This is a genomic window from Streptomyces sp. NBC_00859 (genome assembly GCF_045161865.1).
Lineage (GTDB): Bacteria > Actinomycetota > Actinomycetes > Streptomycetales > Streptomycetaceae > Streptomyces.
Genome location: NZ_CP108826.1, coordinates 6,035,461 through 6,057,974, shown reverse-complemented (window position 1 = coordinate 6,057,974; position 22,514 = coordinate 6,035,461). Strand labels below are relative to the sequence as shown.

Below are 22,514 nucleotides of genomic sequence, written 5' to 3'. Positions count from 1 at the left end.
CGTCACCTGCCGGGGGTCTGGGTCGGCTCTGCCGGGGTGCCCGCCGACGCGGGTGGCACGGAGGGTGCACCGGCGGCGCCGCCGGTGGCAGACGGGGCGGGAGCCGAAGGGGCGGCGGACGGCTCGGGCCCGGCCGGAGGCGGCGGTGCGGGCTGCGCCGTGGACTCGGCGGCGACCCCCATGACCGTACCGTCGGTGTTGAGGAAGACCGGCCCGCCGCCCGGCACCATGCCGAGTTCGCGGGCCCGCTTCGCCAGCGACCCGGGCGCGGAGCGGTCGTCGACCTCCCGTTGCAGCGCCTGTTCCTCGTCGGTCAGTTCGGTGATCTGCTTCTGGTCCTTGCTCAGTTTGAAAGAACCTTCGTTCAGTGCCGAGTTGAGCAGCAGGAGCGTGATCAGGCCGCCACCGAGCAGCACGACGACGAGGAGGACGAAGGGCATCCGGGCCGCCCTGCCGGGCCCGGCGGGCATCAGCGCGGCAAGGCGTGCGGCCCGGCCCTTCAGTTCCCGGGACGGCTTGCTCACAGAGCCTCCTCGCGGATGCGCTGTGCACCCCGCAGCCGGGCGGGTGCCGCGCGCCGGTTGTCCGCGACCTCCTCCTCCGCAGGGAGTTCCGCACCGCGGGTGAGGAGTTTGAGGCGCGGCTGGTAGCGCTCGGGCACCACCGGGAGCCCGGCCGGGGCGGTGTTGGCGGCGCCTGCCGCGAAGACCTGTTTGACCAGGCGGTCCTCCAGCGAGTGGTACGAGAGGACCGCGATGCGTCCGCCGACTGCGAGTGCCTTCACGGCGTCCGGGATCGCCCGCTCAAGACCGGTGAGTTCACCGTTGACCTCGATACGCAGAGCCTGGAAGGTCCGCTTGGCGGGGTTGCCGCCGGTGCGCTTGGCGGCCTGCGGCAGTGCGTCGCGGATCAGTTCGACCAGCCGGGCGCTGTTGGTGAAGGGCTCCTTCTCGCGCTCCCGGACGACTGCGGAGACGATCCGCTTGGCCTGCTTCTCCTCGCCGTACGCACGCAGGATCCGGACCAGCTCGCCCGGCGGGTAGGTGTTGAGCACCTCGGCGGCGCCGACCCCCGTCGTCTGGTCCATCCGCATGTCGAGCGGGGCGTCCTGGGAGTAGGCGAACCCGCGGCCGGCCTCGTCGAGCTGCATCGACGAGACACCCAGATCGAAGAGGACTCCCTGGACGCGCGGGACGTCCAGCCGGTCCAGTACCTCGGGCAGCTCGTCGTAGACGGCGTGCACGAGAGTGGCCCGGTCGCCGAAGGGCGCGAGCCGCTCTGCGGAGAGCCGCAGGGCCTCCTTGTCCCGGTCGAGTGCGACCAGCCGGGCCGCCGGGAAGGTGGAGAGCAGCGCCTCGCTGTGGCCGCCGAGGCCGAGGGTGCAGTCGACGACGACCGCGCCGGGCTGGGCAAGGGCCGGGGCCAACAGATCCAGGCATCGCTGGAGCATCACCGGGACATGTCGGGACTGGCTCATGCGCCCTCTCAGGTACGGCGCGGTCGGACGTACTGCCGGGTCCCCGCCCGCTCGGAAGGGGACGGCCCGCCGGCGCCGGGAAGGGCGTCGGCCGGCCGGCGAGCGGGAGAGGGCCGGGCCGTACGTACGCCGCGCATGCGCGGGTGTGCGGGGTGTGTCCGTCAAGCAGGTGTGTCCGGGGTGAGTGACCGTGAGGAGTGCGCCCGTGTTGTACGTGACGACGCTCACGCCTCCCACTTCGCGTCACTTTAGTCCACTGGTCCCCCCGGTCAATCAACCGCCCAGCGCGCCGCCGCGTCCGGTTTCGACCCGGATGGAGCAGCGCCCTTCGGCCTTGTGGGTTAGGTCACAACCTCCCGTGCCGGGGGTATTTCCCCGCCCCCTGGCGGGACCGTTCGATCAGCTGCGGCTACCGTCGTACATATGTCGACTCCTGCGCACCTTCCCGCAGAGCCCGCCCCTTCCCGCCCGCACCCGGCCGTACCTGACGGCGGGACGGTGACCGACCGGCTCGTCGAGGCCAACCGGCAGTATGCCGCGGCATTCGAGGACCCCGGTATGGACGCCCGTCCCGTACTGCGGGTCGCCGTGGTCGCGTGCATGGACGCGAGGCTCGATCTGCACGCCGCTCTCGGTCTCCAACTCGGCGACTGCCACACGATCCGCAACGCGGGCGGTGTGGTCACCGACGACACCATCCGCTCCCTGACCATCAGCCAGCGCGCCCTGGGCACCCGGAGCGTCATACTGATCCACCACACCAGCTGCGGCCTGGAGAGTCTCACCGAGGACTTCCGGAACGAGCTGGAGGAGGAGGTGGGACAGCGTCCCGCCTGGGCGGTGGAGTCCTTCCGTGATGTCGACCAGGACGTGCGCCAGTCGTTGCAGCGGGTACGCACCTCGCCGTTCCTGCCGCACACCGACGATGTCCGCGGCTTCGTCTTCGACGTGCGGACCGGTCTCCTGCGGGAGATCGCCCCGGCCGCGCCCGGCCGCCAGGAGTGAGCGCCGGGCCGTCGTCAGGACCTGGTCACCGGGGTCCGGACGGCAGCCCGGCAGCCCGGAATCACAGCAACCCGCGACATATCCCGCCCACTTGTCCACAGGCGAGTGACACGAAGCGGTAACGGCGACGACAATGCGGGGGCAGACACCTCGTCCGGATCCCTCCGGGCGGGGCGTCCGCTGTTCGGGCCGGGGCGGGCCGTGCGCGGTGCCCGGCCCGCGAATGGGGTATCCCCTGCTTCTCAGGAGCGCGGGAGTAGGGCCGAGGAGGGCCGGGTGACGACCTATGACGATCGAGCGAGCCTCACGGATCTGACGACCACGGCGGAGCGTATCCGCAGGTCGGTGGAGGGTGTGATCGAGGGCAAGCCTGAGGTCGTACGGCTTTCGCTGACCGTGCTGCTCGCCGAGGGACATCTCCTCATCGAGGATGTGCCGGGCGTCGGCAAGACCATGCTGGCCAAGGCGCTGGCCCGCACCGTCGACTGCTCGGTGCGGCGCATCCAGTTCACGCCTGACCTGCTGCCGTCGGACATCACCGGTGTCTCGATCTTCGACCAGCAGCGTCGCGACTTCGAGTTCAAGCCGGGGGCCATCTTCGCGCAGATCGTGATCGGCGACGAGATCAACCGCGCGTCCCCGAAGACCCAGTCGGCGCTGCTCGAGTCGATGGAGGAGCGCCAGGTCACCATCGACGGGCAGACATACGAACTGCCGAGCCCGTTCATGGTGGTGGCCACCCAGAACCCGGTGGAGATGGAGGGCACCTACCCGCTCCCCGAGGCGCAGCGCGACCGGTTCATGGCACGGGTGTCCATCGGCTATCCCAGCCCCGAGGCCGAGCTGCGCATGCTCGACGTCCACGGCGCCGTCTCACCGCTGGACGACCTCCAGCCGGTGGCGCACGCCCACGAGATCCTGAAGCTCATCGACACGGTGCGCGCGGTGCATGTCGCGGACTCGGTCCGCAGATACGCGGTGCAGCTGGTGACGGCCACTCGCAGCCACCCGGATCTCAGACTCGGCGCGTCACCGCGTGCCACTCTGCATCTGCTGCGGGCGGCCAAGGCCGCGGCGGCGCTCAGCGCACGGGAGTACGCGCTGCCCGACGACGTCCAGGCACTGGCCGTCGCGGTCCTCGCGCACCGGCTGCTGCCCACCGCCCAGGCCCAGTTGAACCGCCGCACCGCGGAGCAGGTCGTCCTGGAGATCCTCCAGCAGACGCCGGTCCCCGCGTACAACAACCAGCAGCCCGGCGCCCGGCGGCTGTGATGGCCGTCGGGGGTGCTCCGGCCGCCGCCGACGAGGACAGGGGCGGGCTGCGGACCGCGCTGTCCGGGCTGACCACCCGCGGCCGGTCGTTCCTTGCGGCGGGTGTCGCCGCGGTGGTCTGCGCGTACGTCCTGGGGCAGAGCGATCTGCTGCGGGTGGGGCTGCTGCTCGCCGTGCTGCCACTGGTGTGCGTGGCCGTGCTGTTCCGTACGCGCTACCGCGTCGCCGCCAGCAGGCGGCTCTCGCCCGCCAGAGTGCCTGCCGGGTCCGAGGCCCGCGTCCACCTGCGGATGGACAATGTCTCGCGGCTCCCCACGGGGCTGCTGATGCTCCAGGACCGGGTGCCCTACGTCCTGGGGCCGCGGCCGCGTTTCGTGCTGGACAGGGTGGAGGCCGGGGGGCGGCGCGAGGTGTCGTACCGGGTCCGCTCCGATCTGCGGGGACGCTATCCGCTGGGGCCGCTCCAGCTGCGGCTCACCGATCCGTTCGGGATGTGCGAGCTGACGCGGTCGTTCAGCGCGCACGACACGCTGACGGTGGTTCCCAGGACCGAGCCGCTGCCCCCGGTCCGGCTCACCGGTGAGGCGGCCGGGCACGGGGACGGCAGACAGCGCTCGCTCGCGCTGGCGGGCGAGGACGACGTCATTCCGCGCGGCTACCGGCACGGCGACGACCTGCGCCGGGTGCACTGGCGCTCCACCGCCCGGTACGGGGAGCTGATGGTGCGCCGCGAGGAGCAGCCGCAGCGGGCCCGCTGCACGGTGCTGCTCGACACCCGTCGGGGCGCGTACCGGGGCGGCGGCCCCGACTCGGCCTTCGAGTGGGCCGTCTCGGGGGCGGCCTCCGCGGTGGCACACGTCCTGGAACGGGGCTTCTCGGTACGGCTGCTGACGGACACGGGCAGCTCGGTGCCGGGCGAGGGCTCCGGCGGCTTCGCCGGGGCGACCCAGGAGTCCGCCGACTCCGCGGGGCTGATGATGGACACACTCGCCGTCGTCGGACACTCCGACGGCACCGGCCTCTCCCGTTCGTACGATGTGCTGCGGGGCGGGAACGAAGGCCTGCTGGTCGCCTTCTTCGGCAGCCTGGACGAGGAGCAGGCGGCGGTCGCGGCCAGGATGCGGCAGCGCAGCGGGGCGGCTGTCGCCTTCGTGCTGAACAGTGACGCCTGGGTGCACCCGGACGCCCCGGCGGAGCAGGGCTCCCGCACGCTGCGGCTGCTGCGCGAGGCGGGGTGGACCGCTCTGGAGGTCCGGCCAGGGGCGGCGCTCCCCGAGCTGTGGCGGCAGGCGGGCCGAGAGCGGGGCGGTACGGACTCGGCGTCCTGGCACGGCGGTACGGCGGTAACGGCGACGGGGGGATGGTCATGAGCGGCCGCGCGAGGCTGGCGCTGTGCGCCTACGCCGCCACGATGCTGGCCACGTGCGCACTGCTTCCGCTCGTGCAGCCCGTCTCGTGGATCTTTCAGGCCGCTCTGCTGCTGGCGGTCCAGAGCGGGGTGGGCGCGCTCACCCGGCGGGTGCCGCTGGCCCGGCCGCTGACCGTGGCGGCGCAGGCGGTGACCGCGCTGCTGATGCTCACGCTGGTGTTCGCGCGCGGCCAGGCACTCGGCGGCATCGTGCCGGGGCCGGAGGCCGTGGAGCACTTCGGGGCGATGCTGCGGGCGGGCGCCGACGACATAGGGCAGTACTCCATACCTGCGCCGACGACCGGGAACATCAAGCTGATGCTGTTCGGCGGGGTGCTGCTGGTCGGACTGCTGGTGGACTCGCTGGCGGTGACGTTCCGCAGTGCCGCACCGGCCGGACTGCCGCTGCTCGCCCTGTATTCCGTGGCGGCGGGCATCTCGCAGGGCGGTGCGGCCTGGCTGTGGTTCGTGCTCGCCGCGGCCGGCTATCTGCTGCTCCTGCTGGCCGAGAGCAAGGAGAGGCTCTCCCGGTGGGGACGGGTCTTCGGCGGCCCGCCGGGCCCCCGCGGGCGTGGCTCCACCGGGTTCGCGGACGCCGCCGGCGGCCCGTCGGCGCCGGTCCGTACGGGCCGGCGTATCGGGGTGGTCGCGCTGGGCTTCGCTCTGGTCGTCCCCGCCGCCCTGCCCGCGATGGACACCGGGCTGCTCGGCGGCGCGGGACGCGGCACCGGGCCGGGCGGCGGTGGCGGGACCATCTCAGCGGTCAACCCGCTGGTCTCGCTGCAGAACAGCCTCACCCAGTCCGATGACCGCGAGGTGATGCGCTACCGCACCAACGCCGCCGACACCGACGGGATGTATCTGCGGATCGTCTCGCTCGATCAGTTCGACGGCACCGCGTGGAAGTCCTCGGAGCGCCGGATCCAGGACGTTCCGAAGGAGCTGCCCGGTCCGCAGGGCCTCGGCTCCGATGTGGCCACCACCGAGGTCAAGACCAACATCTCGGCGGCCGGCTGGTACGCGCAGAACTGGCTGCCGCTCCCCTATCCGGCCACGAAGGTGGACATCAGGGGCCGCTGGCGATTCGAGCCGGCCGGGCGGACGCTCGTGGGTGACCGCGGGCAGACCACCCGTGGTGTCCAGTACGGCGTGAACAGTCTGACCGTCCGGCCGACGGCGGCGCAGCTGGCCTCGGCCCCGCAGCCGTCGGCCGCGCTCCTGAGGGAGTACACGGAGGTGCCCGGCTCGCTGCCCGACGTGGTGAGGGCCACGGCGGACAAGGTGACGGCGGGCGCGGCCAACGACTACCAGCGCGCGGTCAAGCTGCAGGACTGGTTCGCGTCCGACGGCGGTTTCACCTACGACACCCAGGTGCAGTCGGGCACCGGCACCGCCGCCATAGCACGCTTCCTGAAGCAGAAGCAGGGCTTCTGCGTCCATTTCGCCTTCACCATGGCGGCGATGGCCAGGACGCTGCACATCCCCGCCAGGGTCGCGGTGGGCTTCACCCCGGGCACCGCACAGCCTGACGGCACGATGTCGGTCGGGCTGCGTGACGCGCACGCCTGGCCGGAGCTGTACTTCGAGGGAGTGGGCTGGACCCGCTTCGAGCCGACCCCGACCCGTGGTTCCGTACCGTCCTACACCCGTGAGGACGACTCGTCCGACAGTCCGGTGTCACCGGCGGAGCCGGAGGCCACGTCATCGGCCGGTCCGGCGGCGACACCGTCCGCGACGTCCGCCTGCCCGCCGCAGCTGCGCAAGGGGTGCGGGGCGGCGGCGCAGAGCGGCGCGGCGCCGCCGCCCGGCGGGGGTACCTCGCTGACGACAGCGGTGGGTGTACCGCTGGCCGCGCTGCTCCTGGTCCTGCTGCTTCTGCTGCCGATGCTCTGGCGGATCCGGGCGCGTGCCCGGCGGCTGGGTTCCGGCGGGCGGACGCCCGCGGACGCCGCCGAGCGGACGCTGTCGGCCTGGCAGGAGATCACTGACTCGGCCTGGGACTACGGGACCCAGCACGACGACTCGCTGACACCGCGCAAGTCGGCCGCCCGGATCGTACGGACCGGTGAGCTGTCCGGGCCGGCGGCCGATGCGGTGCACCGGGCAGCCCGTGCGGTGGAACAGGTGCTGTACGCGCCGCACCCCGGTGAGGCCGGCGCTCTCACCGATGACGTCCTGCTGATCCGGGCCGCGCTGCGGGCGGGAGCGGGCCGGGCGGCACGGGTCCGTGCGGTGCTGGCGCCGCGCTCGTCCGTACGGGTGGTGTGGGAGATCTCCCGCCGCAGGGAACGCGCGTCCGACCGCTGGGACCGGCGCCGGGCCGGTCTCGACCGGTGGGTGGCGCGTCTGCGGCCCTCCCGGCAGCGCGGCTGAGGCCGAGGCGGGGGCGGGGCGACAGCACGGATGAGGGGCGACCGCTCTCGGGCGGTCGCCCCTCATCGGCTGACACATTGCGCGCACAGGGCCGTGCGGTGCCTCCGCGGCCCCGAATGCCGGTGACGGTGCCGGTCAGCGGCCCTGTTCGTCGCGGCGGCGCTGCCACCGCTCCTCGATGCGGTTCATCACTGAACGGTGTTTCCTGGCCTGGCGGCCCGTGGCCGGGCCTCCGGCCTGTTGCTGCTCACCGGGCTTGGGCGCTTTGCGCCATCCGGTGACAGCGAGCACTGCGCAGCCGAGCATGACGAGGAACCCCACCACACTGATCCAGATCTGCTGAGCGACCATTCCGGCCATGAGGAGGGCGATACCCACCAGAAAGCCAGCGATCGCCTGGTACACCCGGCGACGGGTGTACGTACGCAGCCCGCTTCCCTCAAGCGCTGTCGCGAACTTGGGATCTTCGGCGTACAGCGCTCGCTCCATCTGCTCGAGCATGCGCTGCTCGTGCTCCGAGAGCGGCACGGAGTCCTCCTACTCGTCGGTCGCGGGGTACGACCGTGATGCGGCCCTTCCAGAATAGGCAGGGATTCGCCCCCGTGAAACCCGCCCTCTACGCCAAATCACCATCCGGGCCGCCACGCAGGCGCAGCTGCCGGGGCGTGCACTCCCCGACGGCCGGACCGTCATGCCGGATGGTTACCCCGATCATACGGGGACTAGCCCCCGTATGGGGGGCCTGTGTGTCAGTCCGTGCGTGACTGCACTGCTGATCAACCCTGCTTCTCGCCCAGGACGTGCAGCTGGGTGGCGACCGAGTGGAAGGCGGGCAGCTCCGCTGCGGCGGCCTCCAGCTTCAGCAGGGCCTCCAGGGCGCCGGGCTCGGTGTCGACCAGGACCCCGGGAACGAGGTCGGCGAAGACCCGGACCCCGTGCACCGCGCCGACCTCCACACCGGCTGTGGTGACCAGCCCGGTGAGCTGTTCGGCGGTGAAGCGCCTGGGCACCGGGTCGCCGTCGCCCCAGCGTCCGGCCGGGTCCGTCAGGGCCTGCCGGGCTTCACCGAAGTGCCCGGCCAGCGCCCTGGCCAGGACGGCGCCGCCGAGCCCGGCGGCGAGCAGGCTGAGCGCGCCGGCCGGTCGGAGCGCCTCCACCGCGTTCCTGATGCCCTCGGCCGGGTCCTCCACGTATTCGAGGACGCCGTGGCAGAGCACCGCGTCGTATCCGCCGCGCTCCACCACGTCGAACAGGCCGAGCACATCGCCCTGCACCCCGTGCACCTGGTCCGCGACCCCGGCCTCCGCAGCCCTGCGCTCCAGGCCGAAGAGCGCGTTGGGGCTGGGGTCGACCACGGTGACCCGGTGCCCGAGGCGGGCGACGGGCACGGCGAAGTTCCCGGTGCCGCCACCGGTGTCGAGCACGTCCAGGGCGGACCGGCCGGTCGCTTCGGCCCGGCGGTCGAGAGCGTCCTTGAGTACGTCCCACACCACGGCGGTACGAAGGGAGGCGCGGGGGCGCAGCTGGTCCGACACGGCGGTTGACTCCTCGGCGCGGTGCCGCCGCGGACGGCGGGCCGTAGACAGCAAAGACTGGCTCCCACCCTATTGCCTTCGCAGGTCTCCCTGATCACCGCGCGTGGCCGGGGCGCCGCGGATGGGCCGCGCCCCGGCCTGCCGGCTCACCCGCCGTGGGGTTGCTCGCTCCTCGGCTGCGGCAGCACCGGCTGGAGGGCCAGCAGCCGCTCGACGAGGCGCAGGAACATGGCCGCGTCACGCAGCAGATCGTCGGCGTCGCGGCTGCCTGCCGCGCCCGGTATGCCCGCCTCCGCCCTGGCCCTGCGCCCCGCGCCGGAGGCGAAGAGCGCGCTCCACTCGGTCAGCTCCGGCGCGAGCTCGGGCAGCAGCTCCCAGGCGGTACGGATGGTGTTCCGGCGGCGCCGGGAAGCGCCCGCCCTCCGGCGGGGGACGTCCTCCGGCACGGCGCGCGACGCGAGGACCGCGGCAGCGGTGCGCAGGGCGGCGAGATGGGCTGTGGCGTAACGCTCGTTCGGCGTCCCGAGCGTGGCGGCCTCGTCCAGCCCGGCGCGGGCCTGGGACAGCAGGTCGAGAGCGGCCGCGGGAGCGGAGGAGCGCCGCGCGACCGGGTGGATGTCGGCCGGTGCGGAGGAGGGGGGCGGGACCGGGGAGGCGGGCGTGAAGAGAGCCGGCGACGCCGGTGCGGCGGCGCGGGACGGATCGGCGGAAGCGGCGGGCGAAGGGGCAGGGGCGGTGACACGGTGCCGGTGCGCTGATGCGGCGTGCGAGCTGGCCATGACGGAACCTCCTGTCGTCGTGTGACGGTCTGTGGCCGTCTGTGTCCAGAGTGCGCGCCCCCACTGACAATCGGCCCTGACCTGGGGCTTTGCCAGAGTCGCGAAGGACAGCGTATTTTTTTGCACTGACCGGTCAGTTCAAAAGTCGGAGAGGCGGACCTCGCCGACGGCGTAGGGGAGGGTGTCGTGGACAGCCCGCACGGGGCAGCTGTCATAGCGGAGGGTCTGGGGCTCAGGGGCCCCTACGGCTGGGCGTTCCGAGACGTGAGCGTCGACGCGGGTCCTGGCGCGCTCGTCGCGGTCGAAGGTCCGTCCGGCTCCGGGCGCACCTGTCTGCTCCTCGCGCTGACCGGCCGTATGCGTACGAGCGAGGGCCACGCCGATGTGGCCGGACTCCGGCTGCCGAAGCGGCTGGCCGAAGTACGGCGGATCAGTGCGCTGGGGCCGGTCCCCGGGGTGAGCGAGCTCGACCCGGCACTGACCGTCGACGAGCATCTGCGCGAGCGCGCCCTGCTCCAGCACAGGTACAGCGGATCGTTCCGCGCCCTGCTGCGGCCGCGCTCCGAGCGCGCCGCCGCAGCCCGGGTCAGCATCGACCGCGCGCTGGAGACAGCCGGGCTCGATGTCACCACGCTGCCCAAGAAGGGCCGCACCTCCGTGCGGGATCTGGAGCGTCTGGAGGCGCTGCGGCTCTCCGTGGCCCTCGGCCTGATGGGCGGTCCGCGGCTGCTCGCGGTGGATGACGCGGACCTCAAGCTCTCGGGCCCCGAACGCGACGAGGCCTGGAGAATGCTGCGCTCCGTCGCAGCGGGCGGTGTCACCGTCCTTGCCGTCTGCGGCCGGGCGCCCGAAGGCGCGGTCACCGTCTCCACCCGGCAGGAGCCGGGCACCCGGACAGCCGCGAACGTCACGGACACCACGGACGTCACGGACACCGGCACGGACACCACGGACACCGGCACCGGCACCGGCACCGGCACCGGCACCGGCACACAGGACACGAAGAATCCGAAGGACACAACGGAAGGGGCAGCCGATGCGCTCGCCGAGACTGGCCGCGCTTGAGCTGAAGCGGTTCGGCAGGGGCAGGCTCCCGCGCGCCGCGCTGGTCGCGCTCCTGCTGCTCCCCCTGCTCTACGGCGCCCTGTACCTCTGGTCGTTCTGGGATCCTTACGGCCGGCTCGACCGGATACCCGTCGCCCTGGTCAACGACGACCGGGGCGCCGAAGCCGCCGGCAAGAAGGTCCGGGCGGGTGACGACATCACCGAGGGACTGCGCGACAGCAAGGTCTTCGACTGGCACGAGACGAGCGCCGCCGAGGCCCACAAGGGCGTCGAGGACGGCACGTACTACCTGTCGCTGACCATGCCGGCCGACTTCAGCAGGCGGGTGGCGTCCAGTTCGGGCGACGACCCGGAGACCGGCGCACTCCAGGTCCGGACGAACGATGCCAACAACTACATCGTCGGGCAGATCTCCCGGACGGTGTTCTCCGAGGTCAGGACCTCGGCATCGACGCACGCGTCCCGGACCTTCCTGGACCGCATCTATCTCTCCTTCTCCAGTCTGCACGACCAGACGGCCAAGGCGGCCGACGGCGCCTCGGACCTCAAGTCCGGTCTGGGCAAGGCGAAGAAGGGCTCCAAGGCCCTGGCGGACGGACTCAAGGACGCCAAGGCCGGCAGCGGCAAGCTGGCGGGCGGCATCAAGAAGCTCGACAAGGGCTCGGCCGGTCTCCAGTCAGGCTCCAAACAGGTCGCCGCCGGCACCCGGACCCTGGCCAACACGGTGAACGGCGCCGCCGGACCGGTCCGTCCGTTCCTCAAGAACAACAGCAAGACCATCGGTGACGCCGCCCGGCTGGTCTCCGACACCACACAGGCCGTACGGGATCACCTCGCGACGCTGGTGAAGGCGGCCCCGGTGGCGGCGAGCGGCGCCACCACGGCGTCGGCCGACCTCAACACCGTCTACCGGGCCCGCTGCCAGGACCTGCCCGTCCCCGACCCGGCCTGCCCCCAGCTCAAGAAGGCCAAGGAGGCGGCCGCCGACACGGCCCGCATCGCGGGGGACGTCAACAGCCTCGTCCAGCAGCAGAACGGGGATCTGAAGAAGCTCGACGGACAGCTCGCCACCCTCCAGAAACAGGCGGACAGCCTGGCGGAGCACGCCCCGGACCTCGCCACCGACCTGGATACCGCCGTGGCCAAGATCAACAAGCTCGACAGCGGGGCGCACCAGGTCGCGAGCGGCGCCGCACGGCTGCACACAGGGCTCGCGTCGGCCAGGACGGGCGCCGACGATCTGCACACCGGCGTCGGAAAACTGGACACCGGCGCGCACACCCTGCGCACCGGGATCGTCAAGCTCTCCGACGGCGCCGGCACCCTCGCCACCGGTCTGCACAACGGTGTTTCCAAGATCCCCGACTACGACAGGCAGGACCGGGACCGGCGCACCGGTGTCATGGCCGATCCGGTGCAGCTGGCCTCCAAGTCGCTGCACCCCGCGCCCAACTACGGCACGGGCTTCGCCCCCTACTTCATCCCGCTCTCGCTCTGGGTCGGCGCGATGGTGGCGTACATGCTCATCCAGCCGCTCAGCCGGCGTGCGCTGGCCGCCGGTGCCTCGGCGTGGCGGATCACCTTCGCCGGCTGGCTGCCGGTGGCCGCGATCGGTGTGCTCCAGACCGCCGCGCTGATGGCCGTACTGCACTGGGCGATCGGGCTGCAGATGGTGCGCACCGCCGGAACCCTGGGCTTCCTGGCCCTGGTGACGTGCTGCTTCGCCGCGATCGTGCAGTGGCTCAACGCCCGCTTCGGCGCGGCGGGGCGGATCCTCGTACTGGCGCTGCTGATGCTCCAGCTGACGTCGGCGGGCGGCACCTATCCGGTACAGACGAGCCCGGCGTTCTTCAACGCCATCCACCCTTATCTGCCGATGAGTTACGTGGTCGAGGGCTTGCGCAGACTCATCACGGGCGGGGGTCTCGCGCCCGTGATGACGGGCTCGGCCGTACTCCTCGCCTTCACCGTCGCCGCGCTGGCGCTGACCGCGCTCTCCGCACGGAGCAAACAGGTGTGGACCATGGAGCGCCTGCATCCAGAGCTCAGCCTGTGAGGGGCGTGGCCCGTGCGGGGCGGGGAGCATCAGCTGCGGAGGCCCGCGGGCTCGGCGCGGCCGGTGCGACAGGCCGGCGCGGAGAACCTGTGAGAATCAGGGGCATGGACACCAGCACCAGACGGCAGGCCACCCGCCAGAAGCTGTACGAGGCGGCCGTCACCCTCATCGCGGAGAAGGGTTTCTCCGCCACGACGGTGGAGGAGATCGCCGAGCGCGCCGGGGTCGCGAAGGGCACGGTCTACTACAACTTCGCCAGCAAGACCGTGCTCTTCGAGGAGTTGCTGCGGCACGGGGTGGGGCTGCTCACCGCCTCGCTCCAGTCCGCGGCCGACACCACGGCCGGGCGCGGCGGCAGCAAGGTCGACGCGCTGGACGCGATGATCAGGTCCGGCCTCGGTTTCATCGACGCCTATCCGGCCTTCACCCAGCTGTATGTCGCCGAGGTGTGGCGCACCAACCGCGCCTGGCAGTCGACCCTGCTGGTGGTGCGCCAGGAGGCTGTCGCGGTCGTGGAGACCGTGCTGCGCGAGGCCGTCGAAGGCGGCGAGCTGAACGAGGAGATCGACATCCCGCTGACGGCCGCCGCCCTGGTCGGGATGGTCCTCGTGGCGGCCCTCGACTGGCAGGCGTTCCAGAGCGAACGGTCCATCGACGAGGTGCACGCGGCGCTCTCGCGGCTGCTGCACGGGCGCGTCAGCGGCCGCTGACCCGGGCAGCGGGGCGGGACGAGGAAGCCGGAAGCCCGGAGGGCGAGGCGGGAAACAGGGCCGGAAAGGAAGAGCGCCGCCCGTCCCGGCCCGGTCACCCGGGCCGTTCGTGAGCGGCGCTGTCCCCCGTACTCCCCCGCTGTACTCCCCCGTACATTCCGTACTCGTCCGGGGAGCCGCGCCGTTCCGCCGCCCCGTGTCGGCGGTTCGGCGCTGCGCCCCTTCCGTGTCCCACACTCTGCCGTCTTTGCAGGTGAGAGCCCATCCGTGCAATTACTCATCTCGGCCCCTAGGTACGGATACTCAGTACCGTGTGCGGGCCTGTGTGCACAGCCTCGCCGCCGGCCCGCCGCCGGGTCCGGCTTCCTCCTGGCGCACACCGCACCGATAAAGTCCGTGCCATGGCACGGATTGCGGTGATCGGCGCCGGGATGGGCGCCATGGCGGCTGCCGCCCGGCTGGCTGTGGCAGGCCACCGGGTGACGGTGTACGAACGTACGACGACTTACGGCGGGGCGGTGGGCAGCTTCGCCCGGGACGGTTTCGTCTTCGACACCGGGCCCGGACTGCTCCAGCTGCCCGCCGTATACCGCGACTTGTTCGTGAAGACGGGCCGTGAGCCGCTGGAGAAGTGCGTCCAGCTCGTCCAGGTGGACCCGGCGAGCCGCCATCTGTTCGCCGACGGGACGGACGTGCTGCTCCCGAACGCCTCACGCGCCGGAGCCGTCGAGGCGCTCGACGCCGCGCTGGGCGGCGGCGCGGGCGCGCGCTGGGGCGCGTTCCTGGACCGGGCGCGTGAGACCTGGGACAGGACCAGGCGGCCGCTCCTCGAAGAGCCGCTGCCCGCCGATACCGCCCCGCTGGGCCGCGATCCGTACCCCGCGCTCAGGACCGGGCTGCTGCGGCGCAGCGCGTCCACGCTCGGCGAGGTCGGCAGCAGGGAGCTGCGGGACCCGCGGCTGACGGCGCTGCTGGCGAGCTACGCGCTGGCCCACGGTTTCGATCCGCTGACGGCGCCCGCGTCGGCGGCCGTGCTGCCGTACATGGAGCAGACCTTCGGCAACTGGTACGTACGCGGGGGGATGCGGGCGCTCGCGGACGCGGTGTACGAGCGGTGCCTGGCACGGAAGGTCGCGTTCGAGTTCTCGGCCGAGGTGACGGACGTACGGGAGAAGGACGGCCGGGCCTGCGGTGTCGGGCTGGCGGGCGGAGGCTGTGCCGAGGCGGACCACGTGGTCGCCGGCGCCCCGGTGGCCGGGGTGCCGTCGGGCCCCTGGCCGAACCGGGAGACGGGTGCGCGGACCGGCAGGGTCGTGGTCTGTCTGGCACTGCGCGGGGACCGTCCGGCGGACACCGCCCACCGGACGGTGGTGCACGGCGGGCAGGGCGCTCCGCCGGTGGTGACGGTGCTGCGTCCGGGTGATCCGGCGCTGATCCCCGGCCCCGGCCATGAGTCGCTCACGCTGACCGTCACGGTCCCGGTCCCCGGCGGAACCGGCGGCGGGGGGCAGTGGACCGGGGAGGACGCGGAGGCGCGTGCGGAGGCGTTCGCCGACCGGGTGGTGGCGGCCGCGGAGGCCGCTGTGCCCGGTCTGCGCGAGCGCGTGCTGTGGCGGGAGGTGCGGACCCCCGCGGACACGCTGCGGGAGACCGGAGCGCTCCAGGTGCCCGGCCCGGCCCTGGCCGGTGCGGGCGGCCGGCTGCTGCCCGCCCCCAACCGGTCGCCGCTGCCCGGTCTCCACCTCGCGGGCGGCTGGTCGCACCCCGGCGGCGGACTCGCCCACGCCGGAATGTCCGGGGCGCTGGCCGCCGGGCTGATCGTCGAGGGTGAGGGGTTCCGCGGTTCGCAGTGAGCGGGCGGCGGGTAGCGGGGCCTGCGCCTCGCCCCGGGGAGGCCCGCCACCCGTCGGCGCCCCCGCTCAGTACCGCTGCTGGTCGTTATAACCGTTGTGGTCCTGCTGGTACGGCTCGTGTCCCGGCTGCTCCGGGTGGGGCGGGCCGCCGTACGCCGGCTCGTTGTCGCGCTGCTGCGGAACCCAGACCCCGCCGGGCGGGGTGTCGTTGGCGTACGGGTCCGGGTAGGGGTCGGCGTACTGCTGCTCAGCGCCGTAGGAGGCCCCGTACTGGCCCGCGCCGATGTACGGGTCCGAGTAGGCCGGGTACTGCTCCTGCTCGCCGCCGTAGCCGTACTGCCCCTGGTACGGCTGGCCGTTCTGGTCGTAGCCGCCGGTGCCGTACTGCGCGGCGGAGCCGTACGCCGTGTCGCTGTACACGCCGTACTGGCCGGTGTCGTCGGGCATCGGCTGCGGGGCGTAGACACCCGCGGCCATGGTCTCGGGATCCTGCGGGAAGTCCGGGAAGACGCCGGCGCCCGCGGCCTGCTGACCGTACGCGGACACGTCGTAGCCGAAGCCGTCGTCCGTCGCGTAGGCGTTCTCGCTGTACGCGCTCTGCCCGTATCCGTCGTGGTCCTGACCGGGCTGCGCGAAGGCGTCGTCGTGCCCGGCCTGCTGTTCCTGGCCCTCCGGCCGGCCCTGTTCTGCCTCCTGGTACTGGAGGTCCGAGACTTCGAGTACCGGTTCCTTCACGCTCGCGCCGCGCGCCCTGCGCCGCTTGCTCGCCCTGGGCGCGCCCCCGATCGCCCAGCCGGTCGAGAAGCCGCGGCGGAAGGAGAGCGTGACGTACAGCTGGCCGACGGCGAAGGCGATGGCCCCCACCACGATCACCGGCACCGAGTGCAGCAGCACCCCGATGACCACGCCGAGGAACCCGGTGAAGGCGAGCAGGCGCCAGCGCAGCCTGGCCTTGTACTGGAGGAGCACCTCGCCCAGCAGCCACAGCGCGACGAATCCGAACCCGACATAGAGGACCGTCCAGCCCATGTACGCCCCTCTCTGCGGCCGCCCGGCCCGGTACGGGGGCCGGGTGTGCCGGTCAGGACTGCTTGTGCAGTCCGAGATTCTCGTAGATTTCGAGGGTCGCCGTGGAGTTGTTCAACGTGATGAAGTGCAGCCCAGGGACATCCTCGGAGAGCAGCTTCGCGCAGAACTCCGTAGCGAACTCGATGCCAATGGAGCGTACAGCGGCCGGGTCGTCCTTGACCGCGAGGATGCGCTCTTTCAGGCCGGTCGGGAAGTGCGCGTTGCTGAGCTGGGCGAACCGCTCCAACTGGCGCACGCTGGTGATGGGCATGACTTCGGGGATCACCGGGGTGTCGCATCCGGCGGCGACGACCCGCTCACGCATCCGCAGGTAGTCCTCGGGGTCGAAGAACATCTGGGTGATCGCGTAGTCGGCACCTGCGCGGCACTTGTCGGTGAAGTGCCGGATGTCGGTCTCCCAGTTCTCCGAGCGCGGGTGCATCTCGGGGAAGGCGGCGACGCCGACACAGAAGTCGCCCGACTCCTTGATCAGCCGGACCAGGTCGGCAGCGTAGGTGACGCCTTCGGGGTGCCTGACCCACTCGCCCATCGGGTCGCCGGGCGGGTCACCGCGGACGGCCAGGATGTTCCGGATTCCGGCGCCGGCGTACTGGCCGATGATGTTGCGCAGCTGGGCGACGGAGTGGTCGACGGCCGTGAGGTGGGCGACCGGGGTGAGCGTGGTGTCCGACGCGATCTGCTCGGTGGCCCTGACCGTGCCCGCGCGCGACGAGCCGCCCGCGCCGTAGGTCACGGACACGAAGCTGGGCGCCACCGCCTCGACCCGGCGCAGCGCGTTCCAGAGGTTCCGCTCGCCCTTCTCGGTCTTGGGAGCCCAGAACTCGAAGGAGTACAGCGTCCTGCCGGTCGCGAGCAGGTCACGCACGGTCCGCGCGTGGTCGGTTCTGGTGGAAGAAGTACCGAAGGCCATACGGGCAGGTTAGTCAGGGCTTGCCGCTTCCCCAACCACGCCGGGGCTTTATGGCCCATTTGTGAGATCCTTGCCCACCATTCGGACACTTCTCACCGCTGCCACCTGCGGCTTCGCGGCCACCTGCTGGTCAGGTGGCGCGTGCCCTGACCCGGCGGGCGAGAGCGGCGGCGGCAGCGGCAGGATCGTCCGCCTCGGTGATCGCGCGGACGACCACCACGCGGCGCGCACCGGCGTCCAGTACCTCGTCGAGGTTGCCTGCGTCGATCCCGCCGATCGCGAACCAGGGGCGCTCGGTGGTGAGAGCCGCCGCGTACCGGACGAGACCGAGCCCCGGTGCGTGCCGCCCCGGCTTGGTCGGCGTCGGCCAGCAGGGGCCGGTGCAGAAGTAGTCGACGCCCGGCTCGGCCGCGGCCGCGTCCACCTCGGACTCGGCGTGGGTCGAGCGGCCGATGAGCACATCGGGGCCCAGGAGCGCGCGGGCGGCCGGGACCGGCAGGTCGCCCTGGCCCAGGTGCAGCACGTCGGAGGCGATGGCGTGCGCGACGTCGGCCCGGTCGTTCACCGCGAGCAGCTTGCCGTGCCTGCGGCAGGCGTCGGCGAAGACCTGGAGGTGGTCGAGCTCCTCGGCTGCTTCCATGCCCTTGTCCCGCAGCTGGACGATGTCCACACCGCCGGCCAGGACGGCATCCAGGAACTCCGGCAGGTCCCCCTGGCGTTTGCGGGCGTCCGTGCAGAGGTACAGCCGGGCGTCGGACAGCGGTGCGGATGCGGTGGACATCGGGCGTTCCCCCCGTGGAAGGCAGTGGACGGCGCGGTGCACGGACCGGGGCGGGCCCGGTCCGTGCACCGCGGAGGTGTTCACACTCTGATCAGAGGGCGAGCGCCTGGGCCCGGCGCTTCACCTCCGTCCCGCGATTCTCGCTCAGTGCCTGCGCGGGCGTGCCGGGCAGGGTCTCGTCGGGGGTGAAGAGCCACTCCAGCATCTCCTGGTCGCTGAAGCCGTCGTCCCGCAGGAGGGTCAGGGTGCCGGCGAGGCCCTTGACCACTTTGCTGCCGTCGATGAAGGCGGCGGGCACCTGGAGCGCACGGTTCTCACCGCGGCGTACGGCGATCAGCGTGCCGTCCCTGACCAGCTGGCGTACGCGAGTCACCTCGACGTCGAACATCTCGGCGATGTCGGGGAGGTGCAGCCAGGCGGGGACGAGAGCATCTGTTCTTGCGTCAATCTCGGTCACGGGACAAGCCTGCCATCCCGCACTGACAGCCGATACCCGGACTCAGCCCTTCAGGGCCGGGCGGACCACGCCCGCGGCCCCGCGGTCTACCGCGGGACCGCCGACTTGAGCGGCACGCCCGGGTCGGCGGCGCGCACCGGGTCGAGCGCGGTTCCCGACTCGATCAGCTTCCGCCCCTGAGCCAGGTCGCGGGGTCTGCCGACGGCGAGCACGGCGACGAGCCGCTCCTCGCGCAGCCAGCACACGGACCAGGCGGGGCCCGCCGGGTCGCCGCGCCGCACCAGTGTGTCGGCGGCCGCGTGGTGGCCCGCGTACTGGACGAACCGGCCGAACTGCTCGGACCAGAAGTACGGCACCGGGTCGTAGATCCGCGGCTCCCCGCCGATCACGTCCGCCGCGACCGTGCGCGGCCCCTGGAGGGCGTTGTCCCAGTGGTGGACCAGCAGCCGCTCGCCGTACCGGCGGGACGGGAAGGACGCGCAGTCGCCGACCGCGTACACACCGGCGGCCGAGGTGCGCAGCCGTTCGTCCGCCGTGACCGAGCCGTCGGCGCCCCGTGCGATCCCGGAGCCGGCGAGCCAGCCGGTCGCCGGTCTGGCCCCGATTCCGACGAGCACGGCCCCGGCCGGCAGCCTCCGCCCGGATTCCAGGACCACGGTGCCGGGTTCGGCACGGGCCACCCGCTCGCCGGTGATGAGTTCGGCTCCGCTGTCGGCGTACCAGCCGGCCATCGGAGCCGAGACCTCGGCGGGCAGCACCCCGGCAAGAGGCCGGCCGGCCGCCTCCACCACGGTCACCGCGCACCCCGCCTCCCGCGCGGCCGTCGCGAACTCGGCGCCGATCCACCCGGCACCGACCACCACGACGTCCAGCCGGTCCGCGAGGACGGCCCGCAGCCGCCCCGCGTCGTCGAGCGTGCGCAGCAGATGGACGCCGGGGACGCCCTCGCTGCCGGGCAGCGTGACCGGGTGGGCACCGGTGGCGACGACCAGCGCCTCGTACGGGAGGGGGCCGCTCGCGGTGTCCAGTTCCCGGTCTGCCGGGCGTACGCCGGTCACCTCGCACCCCAGCCGCAGTTCGACCCCGAGCGCGCCGAAGTCGACGTCGAAGGCGGAGTGTTCGGCCTTGCCGAGCAGCACCGCCTTGGAGAGCGGCGGTCTGTCGTACGGCGGGTGGGCCTCCTCACCGATCAGCGTGACGGATCCGGTGAAGCCCTGGTCCCGCAGGGCGACAGCGGTCTGGACTCCGGCCATGCCCGCACCGGCGATGACGACGTTCCTCGGCTCGCTCACCTGATCACCTTAAGCAGCTGACTCGGCGTCAGGACAGGGGCGGTCATGGGACGCCTTACGGGGCGGTGCGGACCGGGGTTAGGCTGGCACGCGGAACTACTCGCGGGAGTCCGGGCGCACCGGGCTGAGAGGGAGGCTGGACGGCCTCCGACCGTACGAACCTGATCCGGGTCATGCCGGCGAAGGGAGGGGCTGGACGCCCATGCACACACATCACGCCAACACCTCGGACGTAGCTGTCGTCGGGGGCGGGATCATCGGTCTGGTCACCGCCTGGCGGTCGGCGCAGCGCGGACTGCGCACCGCTGTCGTCGACCCGCAGCCGGGCGGCGGTGCCGCGCAGGTCGCGGCGGGCATGCTGGCCGCCGTCACGGAACTGCACTACGGCGAGCAGGTGCTGCTCGGTCTGAATCTGGAGTCCGCCCGGCGCTATCCGGCGTTCGCCGCGGAGCTGGAGGAGGCGTCGGGGCAGGATCTCGGCTACCGCGCCTGCGGCACGCTCTCCGTGGCCCTCGACCTGGACGACCGGGCGCATCTGCGGGAGCTGCACGCGCTCCAGCTCCGCTCGGGTCTGGAGTCGGAGTGGCTCACGGGGCGCGAGTGCCGGCGGCTCGAACCGATGCTCGCGCCGGGTGTGCGCGGCGGGCTGCGGGTGGACGGTGACCACCAGGTCGATCCGCGGCGGCTGGCGAAGGCGCTGCTCATCGCGTGCGAGCGGGCCGGGGTGACCTTCCACCGCGGCTGGGCGGAGCGCCTGACGACGGAGGGCGGCCGGGCCACCGGTGTCGTGCTCGCCGACGGCACCGCGCTCACCTCGGGCCAGGTGGTGCTGGCGGCCGGCAGCCGCAGCGGACAGCTCGCGGGGCTGCCGGACGCGGTGCTTCCGCCCGTGCGTCCGGTCAAGGGCCAGGTGCTCAGGCTGACGGTGCCGCGGGTCTACGCGCCGTTCCTCAGCCGGACCGTCCGCGCGGTCGTCCGGGGCAGTCACGTCTATCTGGTCCCCCGTGAGAACGGCGAACTCGTGGTCGGCGCGACCAGCGAGGAGCTGGGCTGGGACACCACGGTCACCGCGGGCGGGGTCTACGAGCTGCTCCGCGACGCCCACGACCTGGTGCCCGGCATCACCGAACTCCCGCTCACCGAGACGTGCGCGGGGCTGCGCCCGGCGTCACCCGACAACGCGCCGCTGCTCGGCCCGACCGCGCTGCCCGGCCTGCTGCTGGCCACCGGCCACTACCGCAACGGTGTGCTGCTCACACCCATGACCGGCGACGTGATGGCCGGACTGCTGACCACCGGAGAGCTGCCGGCCGAGGCCCGTGCCTTCTCTCCCCTGCGCTTCTCGCCCGTACGACAGGAGCAGCCCGCATGAATGTGCCATCCGTCCAAGCGTCACCGGTGGGTGCGCCTTCGCCGCGGGTGTCCGTGAACGGCGCGGCCCGTGCCGTCGCGCCCGAAACCACCCTCGACGTGCTGGTCGCCACTCTCACCAGTGCTCCCTCGGGCGTCGCGGCCGCCGTCAACGAGACCGTCGTACCGCGGGGCCTGTGGTCCCGCACCGTGCTCGCCGACGGCGACCGCGTCGAGATCCTCACCGCGGTCCAGGGAGGCTGAACCGGACATGGCTGACGACCCCTTCACTCTCGCGGACACCGTCCTGTCCTCCCGGCTGATCATGGGTACGGGCGGTGCGCCCAGCCTCGACGTGCTGGAGAGGTCCCTGATCGCGTCGGGGACCGAACTGACGACGGTGGCGATGCGCCGCCTCGACCCGACGGTCCAGGGCTCGGTGCTCTCGGTGCTCGACCGGCTCTCCATCAGGGTGCTCCCCAACACCGCCGGCTGCTTCACGGCCGGCGAGGCGGTCCTCACCGCGCGCCTGGCCCGCGAGGCGCTGGGCACGGACTGGATCAAACTGGAGGTCGTGGCCGACGAGCACACCCTGCTGCCCGACCCGGTGGAGCTGCTCGACGCCGCCGAGGCCCTGGTCGACGACGGCTTCACGGTCCTGCCGTACACCAACGACGATCCGGTGCTGGCCCGGAGGCTGGAGGAGGTGGGCTGCGCGGCGATCATGCCGCTCGGCTCCCCCATCGGCTCGGGTCTCGGCATCCGCAACCCGCACAATTTCCAGCTGATCGTGGAGCGGGCCGGGGTGCCGGTGATCCTCGACGCGGGGGCCGGTACGGCATCGGACGCGGCGCTGGCGATGGAGCTCGGGTGCGCGGCGGTGATGCTGGCGTCCGCGGTGACGCGCGCGCAGGAGCCGGAGCTGATGGCGTCCGCGATGCGGCGGGGCGTGGAGGCGGGCAGGCTGGCCTACCGGGCGGGACGTATCCCGATGAGGCACTTCGCACGGGCATCGTCACCGGAACAGGGGCGTGCGGTGCTCGATCCGGAGCGGCCCGCCTTCGGGGCGGCTCCGGGCGGACAGCGGCAGTCGCCTTCATGA

21 protein-coding genes and 1 riboswitch are annotated in these 22,514 nt (G+C 72.5%); of the genes, 11 read left to right on the top strand and 10 right to left on the bottom strand.

Going from position 1 to position 22,514, the window contains the following annotated elements:
• Positions 1 to 2 precede the first annotated feature (2 nt).
• Together OG584_RS26540 and rsmH are read right to left on the bottom strand one after the other, a co-directional pair.
• Positions 3 to 524, bottom strand: a complete 522-nt coding sequence (locus tag OG584_RS26540; protein WP_405781499.1) for a hypothetical protein — start codon at positions 522 to 524, stop codon at positions 3 to 5.
• Positions 521 to 1,477 (bottom strand): 16S rRNA (cytosine(1402)-N(4))-methyltransferase RsmH, encoded by a 957-nt coding sequence (rsmH, locus tag OG584_RS26535; protein ID WP_405781498.1) that lies wholly within the window; start codon positions 1,475 to 1,477, stop codon positions 521 to 523. The genes OG584_RS26540 and rsmH overlap by 4 nt, the downstream gene beginning before the upstream one ends.
• A 423-nt stretch (positions 1,478 to 1,900) precedes the next feature.
• On the opposite strand from rsmH, the gene OG584_RS26530 reads away from it, so the two are divergent.
• The 4 genes from OG584_RS26530 (at position 1,901) to OG584_RS26515 (ending at position 7,535) form a co-directional block, all read left to right on the top strand.
• Positions 1,901 to 2,482, top strand: coding sequence for a beta-class carbonic anhydrase (locus OG584_RS26530; RefSeq protein WP_405781497.1), 582 nt, complete (start codon positions 1,901 to 1,903; stop codon positions 2,480 to 2,482).
• Positions 2,483 to 2,758: 276 nt separating this feature from the next.
• Positions 2,759 to 3,754 (top strand): AAA family ATPase, encoded by a 996-nt coding sequence (locus OG584_RS26525; protein WP_405781495.1) that lies wholly within the window; start codon positions 2,759 to 2,761, stop codon positions 3,752 to 3,754.
• A complete protein-coding gene (locus OG584_RS26520) occupies positions 3,754 to 5,124 on the top strand; it encodes a DUF58 domain-containing protein (RefSeq protein ID WP_405781494.1) in 1,371 nt (456 codons plus the stop codon). The genes OG584_RS26525 and OG584_RS26520 overlap by 1 nt, the downstream gene beginning before the upstream one ends.
• On the top strand, positions 5,121 to 7,535 hold the full coding sequence (locus OG584_RS26515) for a DUF3488 and DUF4129 domain-containing transglutaminase family protein (protein ID WP_405781493.1): 2,415 nt from the start codon (positions 5,121 to 5,123) through the stop codon (positions 7,533 to 7,535). The genes OG584_RS26520 and OG584_RS26515 overlap by 4 nt, the downstream gene beginning before the upstream one ends.
• 135 nt (positions 7,536 to 7,670) lie before the next feature.
• Here the strand turns inward: OG584_RS26515 and OG584_RS26510 are convergent, their stop codons facing one another.
• The 3 genes from OG584_RS26510 to OG584_RS26500 all read right to left on the bottom strand — a co-directional run bounded on the left by OG584_RS26510 (position 7,671) and on the right by OG584_RS26500 (position 9,849).
• Positions 7,671 to 8,063: a DUF3040 domain-containing protein gene (locus tag OG584_RS26510; RefSeq protein WP_405781491.1), complete on the bottom strand. Its 393-nt coding sequence runs from the start codon at positions 8,061 to 8,063 to the stop codon at positions 7,671 to 7,673.
• Positions 8,064 to 8,311: 248 nt separating this feature from the next.
• A complete protein-coding gene (locus OG584_RS26505) occupies positions 8,312 to 9,070 on the bottom strand; it encodes a methyltransferase (protein ID WP_405781490.1) in 759 nt (252 codons plus the stop codon).
• 146 nt (positions 9,071 to 9,216) lie between these two features.
• Positions 9,217 to 9,849 (bottom strand): SAV_6107 family HEPN domain-containing protein, encoded by a 633-nt coding sequence (locus OG584_RS26500; RefSeq protein ID WP_405781488.1) that lies wholly within the window; start codon positions 9,847 to 9,849, stop codon positions 9,217 to 9,219.
• 186 nt (positions 9,850 to 10,035) lie between these two features.
• On the opposite strand from OG584_RS26500, the gene OG584_RS26495 reads away from it, so the two are divergent.
• From OG584_RS26495 to OG584_RS26480, 4 genes are all read left to right on the top strand, one after another.
• Positions 10,036 to 10,914 (top strand): ATP-binding cassette domain-containing protein, encoded by an 879-nt coding sequence (locus OG584_RS26495; protein ID WP_405781486.1) that lies wholly within the window; start codon positions 10,036 to 10,038, stop codon positions 10,912 to 10,914.
• The gene (locus OG584_RS26490; RefSeq protein ID WP_405781485.1) at positions 10,886 to 12,970 is read left to right on the top strand and encodes a YhgE/Pip family protein; all 2,085 of its coding nucleotides are present in this window, start codon (positions 10,886 to 10,888) and stop codon (positions 12,968 to 12,970) included. Before OG584_RS26495 ends, OG584_RS26490 begins: the two co-directional genes overlap by 29 nt.
• Positions 12,971 to 13,074: 104 nt before the next feature.
• Positions 13,075 to 13,680 (top strand): TetR/AcrR family transcriptional regulator, encoded by a 606-nt coding sequence (locus OG584_RS26485; RefSeq protein ID WP_405781483.1) that lies wholly within the window; start codon positions 13,075 to 13,077, stop codon positions 13,678 to 13,680.
• Between the two features lie 401 nt (positions 13,681 to 14,081).
• Positions 14,082 to 15,533, top strand: a complete 1,452-nt coding sequence (locus OG584_RS26480) for a phytoene desaturase family protein (protein WP_405781482.1) — start codon at positions 14,082 to 14,084, stop codon at positions 15,531 to 15,533.
• A gap of 66 nt (positions 15,534 to 15,599) precedes the next feature.
• Here the strand turns inward: OG584_RS26480 and OG584_RS26475 are convergent, their stop codons facing one another.
• The 5 genes from OG584_RS26475 to OG584_RS26455 form a co-directional block, all read right to left on the bottom strand.
• The gene (locus tag OG584_RS26475) at positions 15,600 to 16,562 is read right to left on the bottom strand and encodes a hypothetical protein (protein ID WP_405781480.1); all 963 of its coding nucleotides are present in this window, start codon (positions 16,560 to 16,562) and stop codon (positions 15,600 to 15,602) included.
• A gap of 52 nt (positions 16,563 to 16,614) precedes the next feature.
• The gene (gene metF, locus OG584_RS26470) at positions 16,615 to 17,532 is read right to left on the bottom strand and encodes a methylenetetrahydrofolate reductase [NAD(P)H] (protein ID WP_405781478.1); all 918 of its coding nucleotides are present in this window, start codon (positions 17,530 to 17,532) and stop codon (positions 16,615 to 16,617) included.
• A 130-nt stretch (positions 17,533 to 17,662) separates the two neighbouring features.
• Positions 17,663 to 18,313, bottom strand: coding sequence for a thiamine phosphate synthase (gene thiE, locus OG584_RS26465; protein WP_405781477.1), 651 nt, complete (start codon positions 18,311 to 18,313; stop codon positions 17,663 to 17,665).
• 91 nt (positions 18,314 to 18,404) lie between these two features.
• The gene (locus OG584_RS26460; protein WP_405781475.1) at positions 18,405 to 18,770 is read right to left on the bottom strand and encodes an Rv2175c family DNA-binding protein; all 366 of its coding nucleotides are present in this window, start codon (positions 18,768 to 18,770) and stop codon (positions 18,405 to 18,407) included.
• Between the two features lie 86 nt (positions 18,771 to 18,856).
• Positions 18,857 to 20,023: an NAD(P)/FAD-dependent oxidoreductase gene (locus tag OG584_RS26455; protein ID WP_405784299.1), complete on the bottom strand. Its 1,167-nt coding sequence runs from the start codon at positions 20,021 to 20,023 to the stop codon at positions 18,857 to 18,859.
• 131 nt (positions 20,024 to 20,154) lie between these two features.
• Positions 20,155 to 20,267: riboswitch (TPP riboswitch) on the top strand.
• Here OG584_RS26455 and thiO point away from each other — a divergent pair.
• From thiO to OG584_RS26440, 3 genes are all read left to right on the top strand, one after another.
• A complete protein-coding gene (thiO, locus tag OG584_RS26450) occupies positions 20,265 to 21,434 on the top strand; it encodes a glycine oxidase ThiO (protein WP_405781473.1) in 1,170 nt (389 codons plus the stop codon). It overlaps the preceding riboswitch by 3 nt.
• Entirely contained in the window at positions 21,431 to 21,676 is a 246-nt protein-coding gene (gene thiS / locus OG584_RS26445; protein ID WP_405781471.1) for a sulfur carrier protein ThiS, read from the top strand. The genes thiO and thiS overlap by 4 nt, the downstream gene beginning before the upstream one ends.
• 7 nt (positions 21,677 to 21,683) lie before the next feature.
• A complete protein-coding gene (locus OG584_RS26440) occupies positions 21,684 to 22,514 on the top strand; it encodes a thiazole synthase (RefSeq protein ID WP_405781469.1) in 831 nt (276 codons plus the stop codon).

Excerpts from the sequence above, each read along its gene's own strand:
- rsmH (WP_405781498.1), bottom strand. The coding sequence starts at position 1,477 with ATGAGCCAGTCCCGACATGTCCCGGTGATGCTCCAGCGATGCCTGGAT.
- OG584_RS26530 (WP_405781497.1), top strand. The coding sequence starts at position 1,901 with ATGTCGACTCCTGCGCACCTTCCCGCAGAGCCCGCCCCTTCCCGCCCG.
- OG584_RS26520 (WP_405781494.1), top strand. The coding sequence starts at position 3,754 with ATGGCCGTCGGGGGTGCTCCGGCCGCCGCCGACGAGGACAGGGGCGGG.
- OG584_RS26515 (WP_405781493.1), top strand. The coding sequence starts at position 5,121 with ATGAGCGGCCGCGCGAGGCTGGCGCTGTGCGCCTACGCCGCCACGATG.
- OG584_RS26500 (WP_405781488.1), bottom strand. The coding sequence starts at position 9,849 with ATGGCCAGCTCGCACGCCGCATCAGCGCACCGGCACCGTGTCACCGCC.
- OG584_RS26490 (WP_405781485.1), top strand. The coding sequence starts at position 10,886 with ATGCGCTCGCCGAGACTGGCCGCGCTTGAGCTGAAGCGGTTCGGCAGG.
- OG584_RS26485 (WP_405781483.1), top strand. The coding sequence starts at position 13,075 with ATGGACACCAGCACCAGACGGCAGGCCACCCGCCAGAAGCTGTACGAG.
- OG584_RS26480 (WP_405781482.1), top strand. The coding sequence starts at position 14,082 with ATGGCACGGATTGCGGTGATCGGCGCCGGGATGGGCGCCATGGCGGCT.
- OG584_RS26475 (WP_405781480.1), bottom strand. The coding sequence starts at position 16,562 with ATGGGCTGGACGGTCCTCTATGTCGGGTTCGGATTCGTCGCGCTGTGG.
- metF (WP_405781478.1), bottom strand. The coding sequence starts at position 17,532 with ATGGCCTTCGGTACTTCTTCCACCAGAACCGACCACGCGCGGACCGTG.
- thiE (WP_405781477.1), bottom strand. The coding sequence starts at position 18,313 with ATGTCCACCGCATCCGCACCGCTGTCCGACGCCCGGCTGTACCTCTGC.
- OG584_RS26455 (WP_405784299.1), bottom strand. The coding sequence starts at position 20,023 with ATGGCCGGAGTCCAGACCGCTGTCGCCCTGCGGGACCAGGGCTTCACC.
- thiO (WP_405781473.1), top strand. The coding sequence starts at position 20,265 with ATGCACACACATCACGCCAACACCTCGGACGTAGCTGTCGTCGGGGGC.
- thiS (WP_405781471.1), top strand. The coding sequence starts at position 21,431 with ATGAATGTGCCATCCGTCCAAGCGTCACCGGTGGGTGCGCCTTCGCCG.
- OG584_RS26440 (WP_405781469.1), top strand. The coding sequence starts at position 21,684 with ATGGCTGACGACCCCTTCACTCTCGCGGACACCGTCCTGTCCTCCCGG.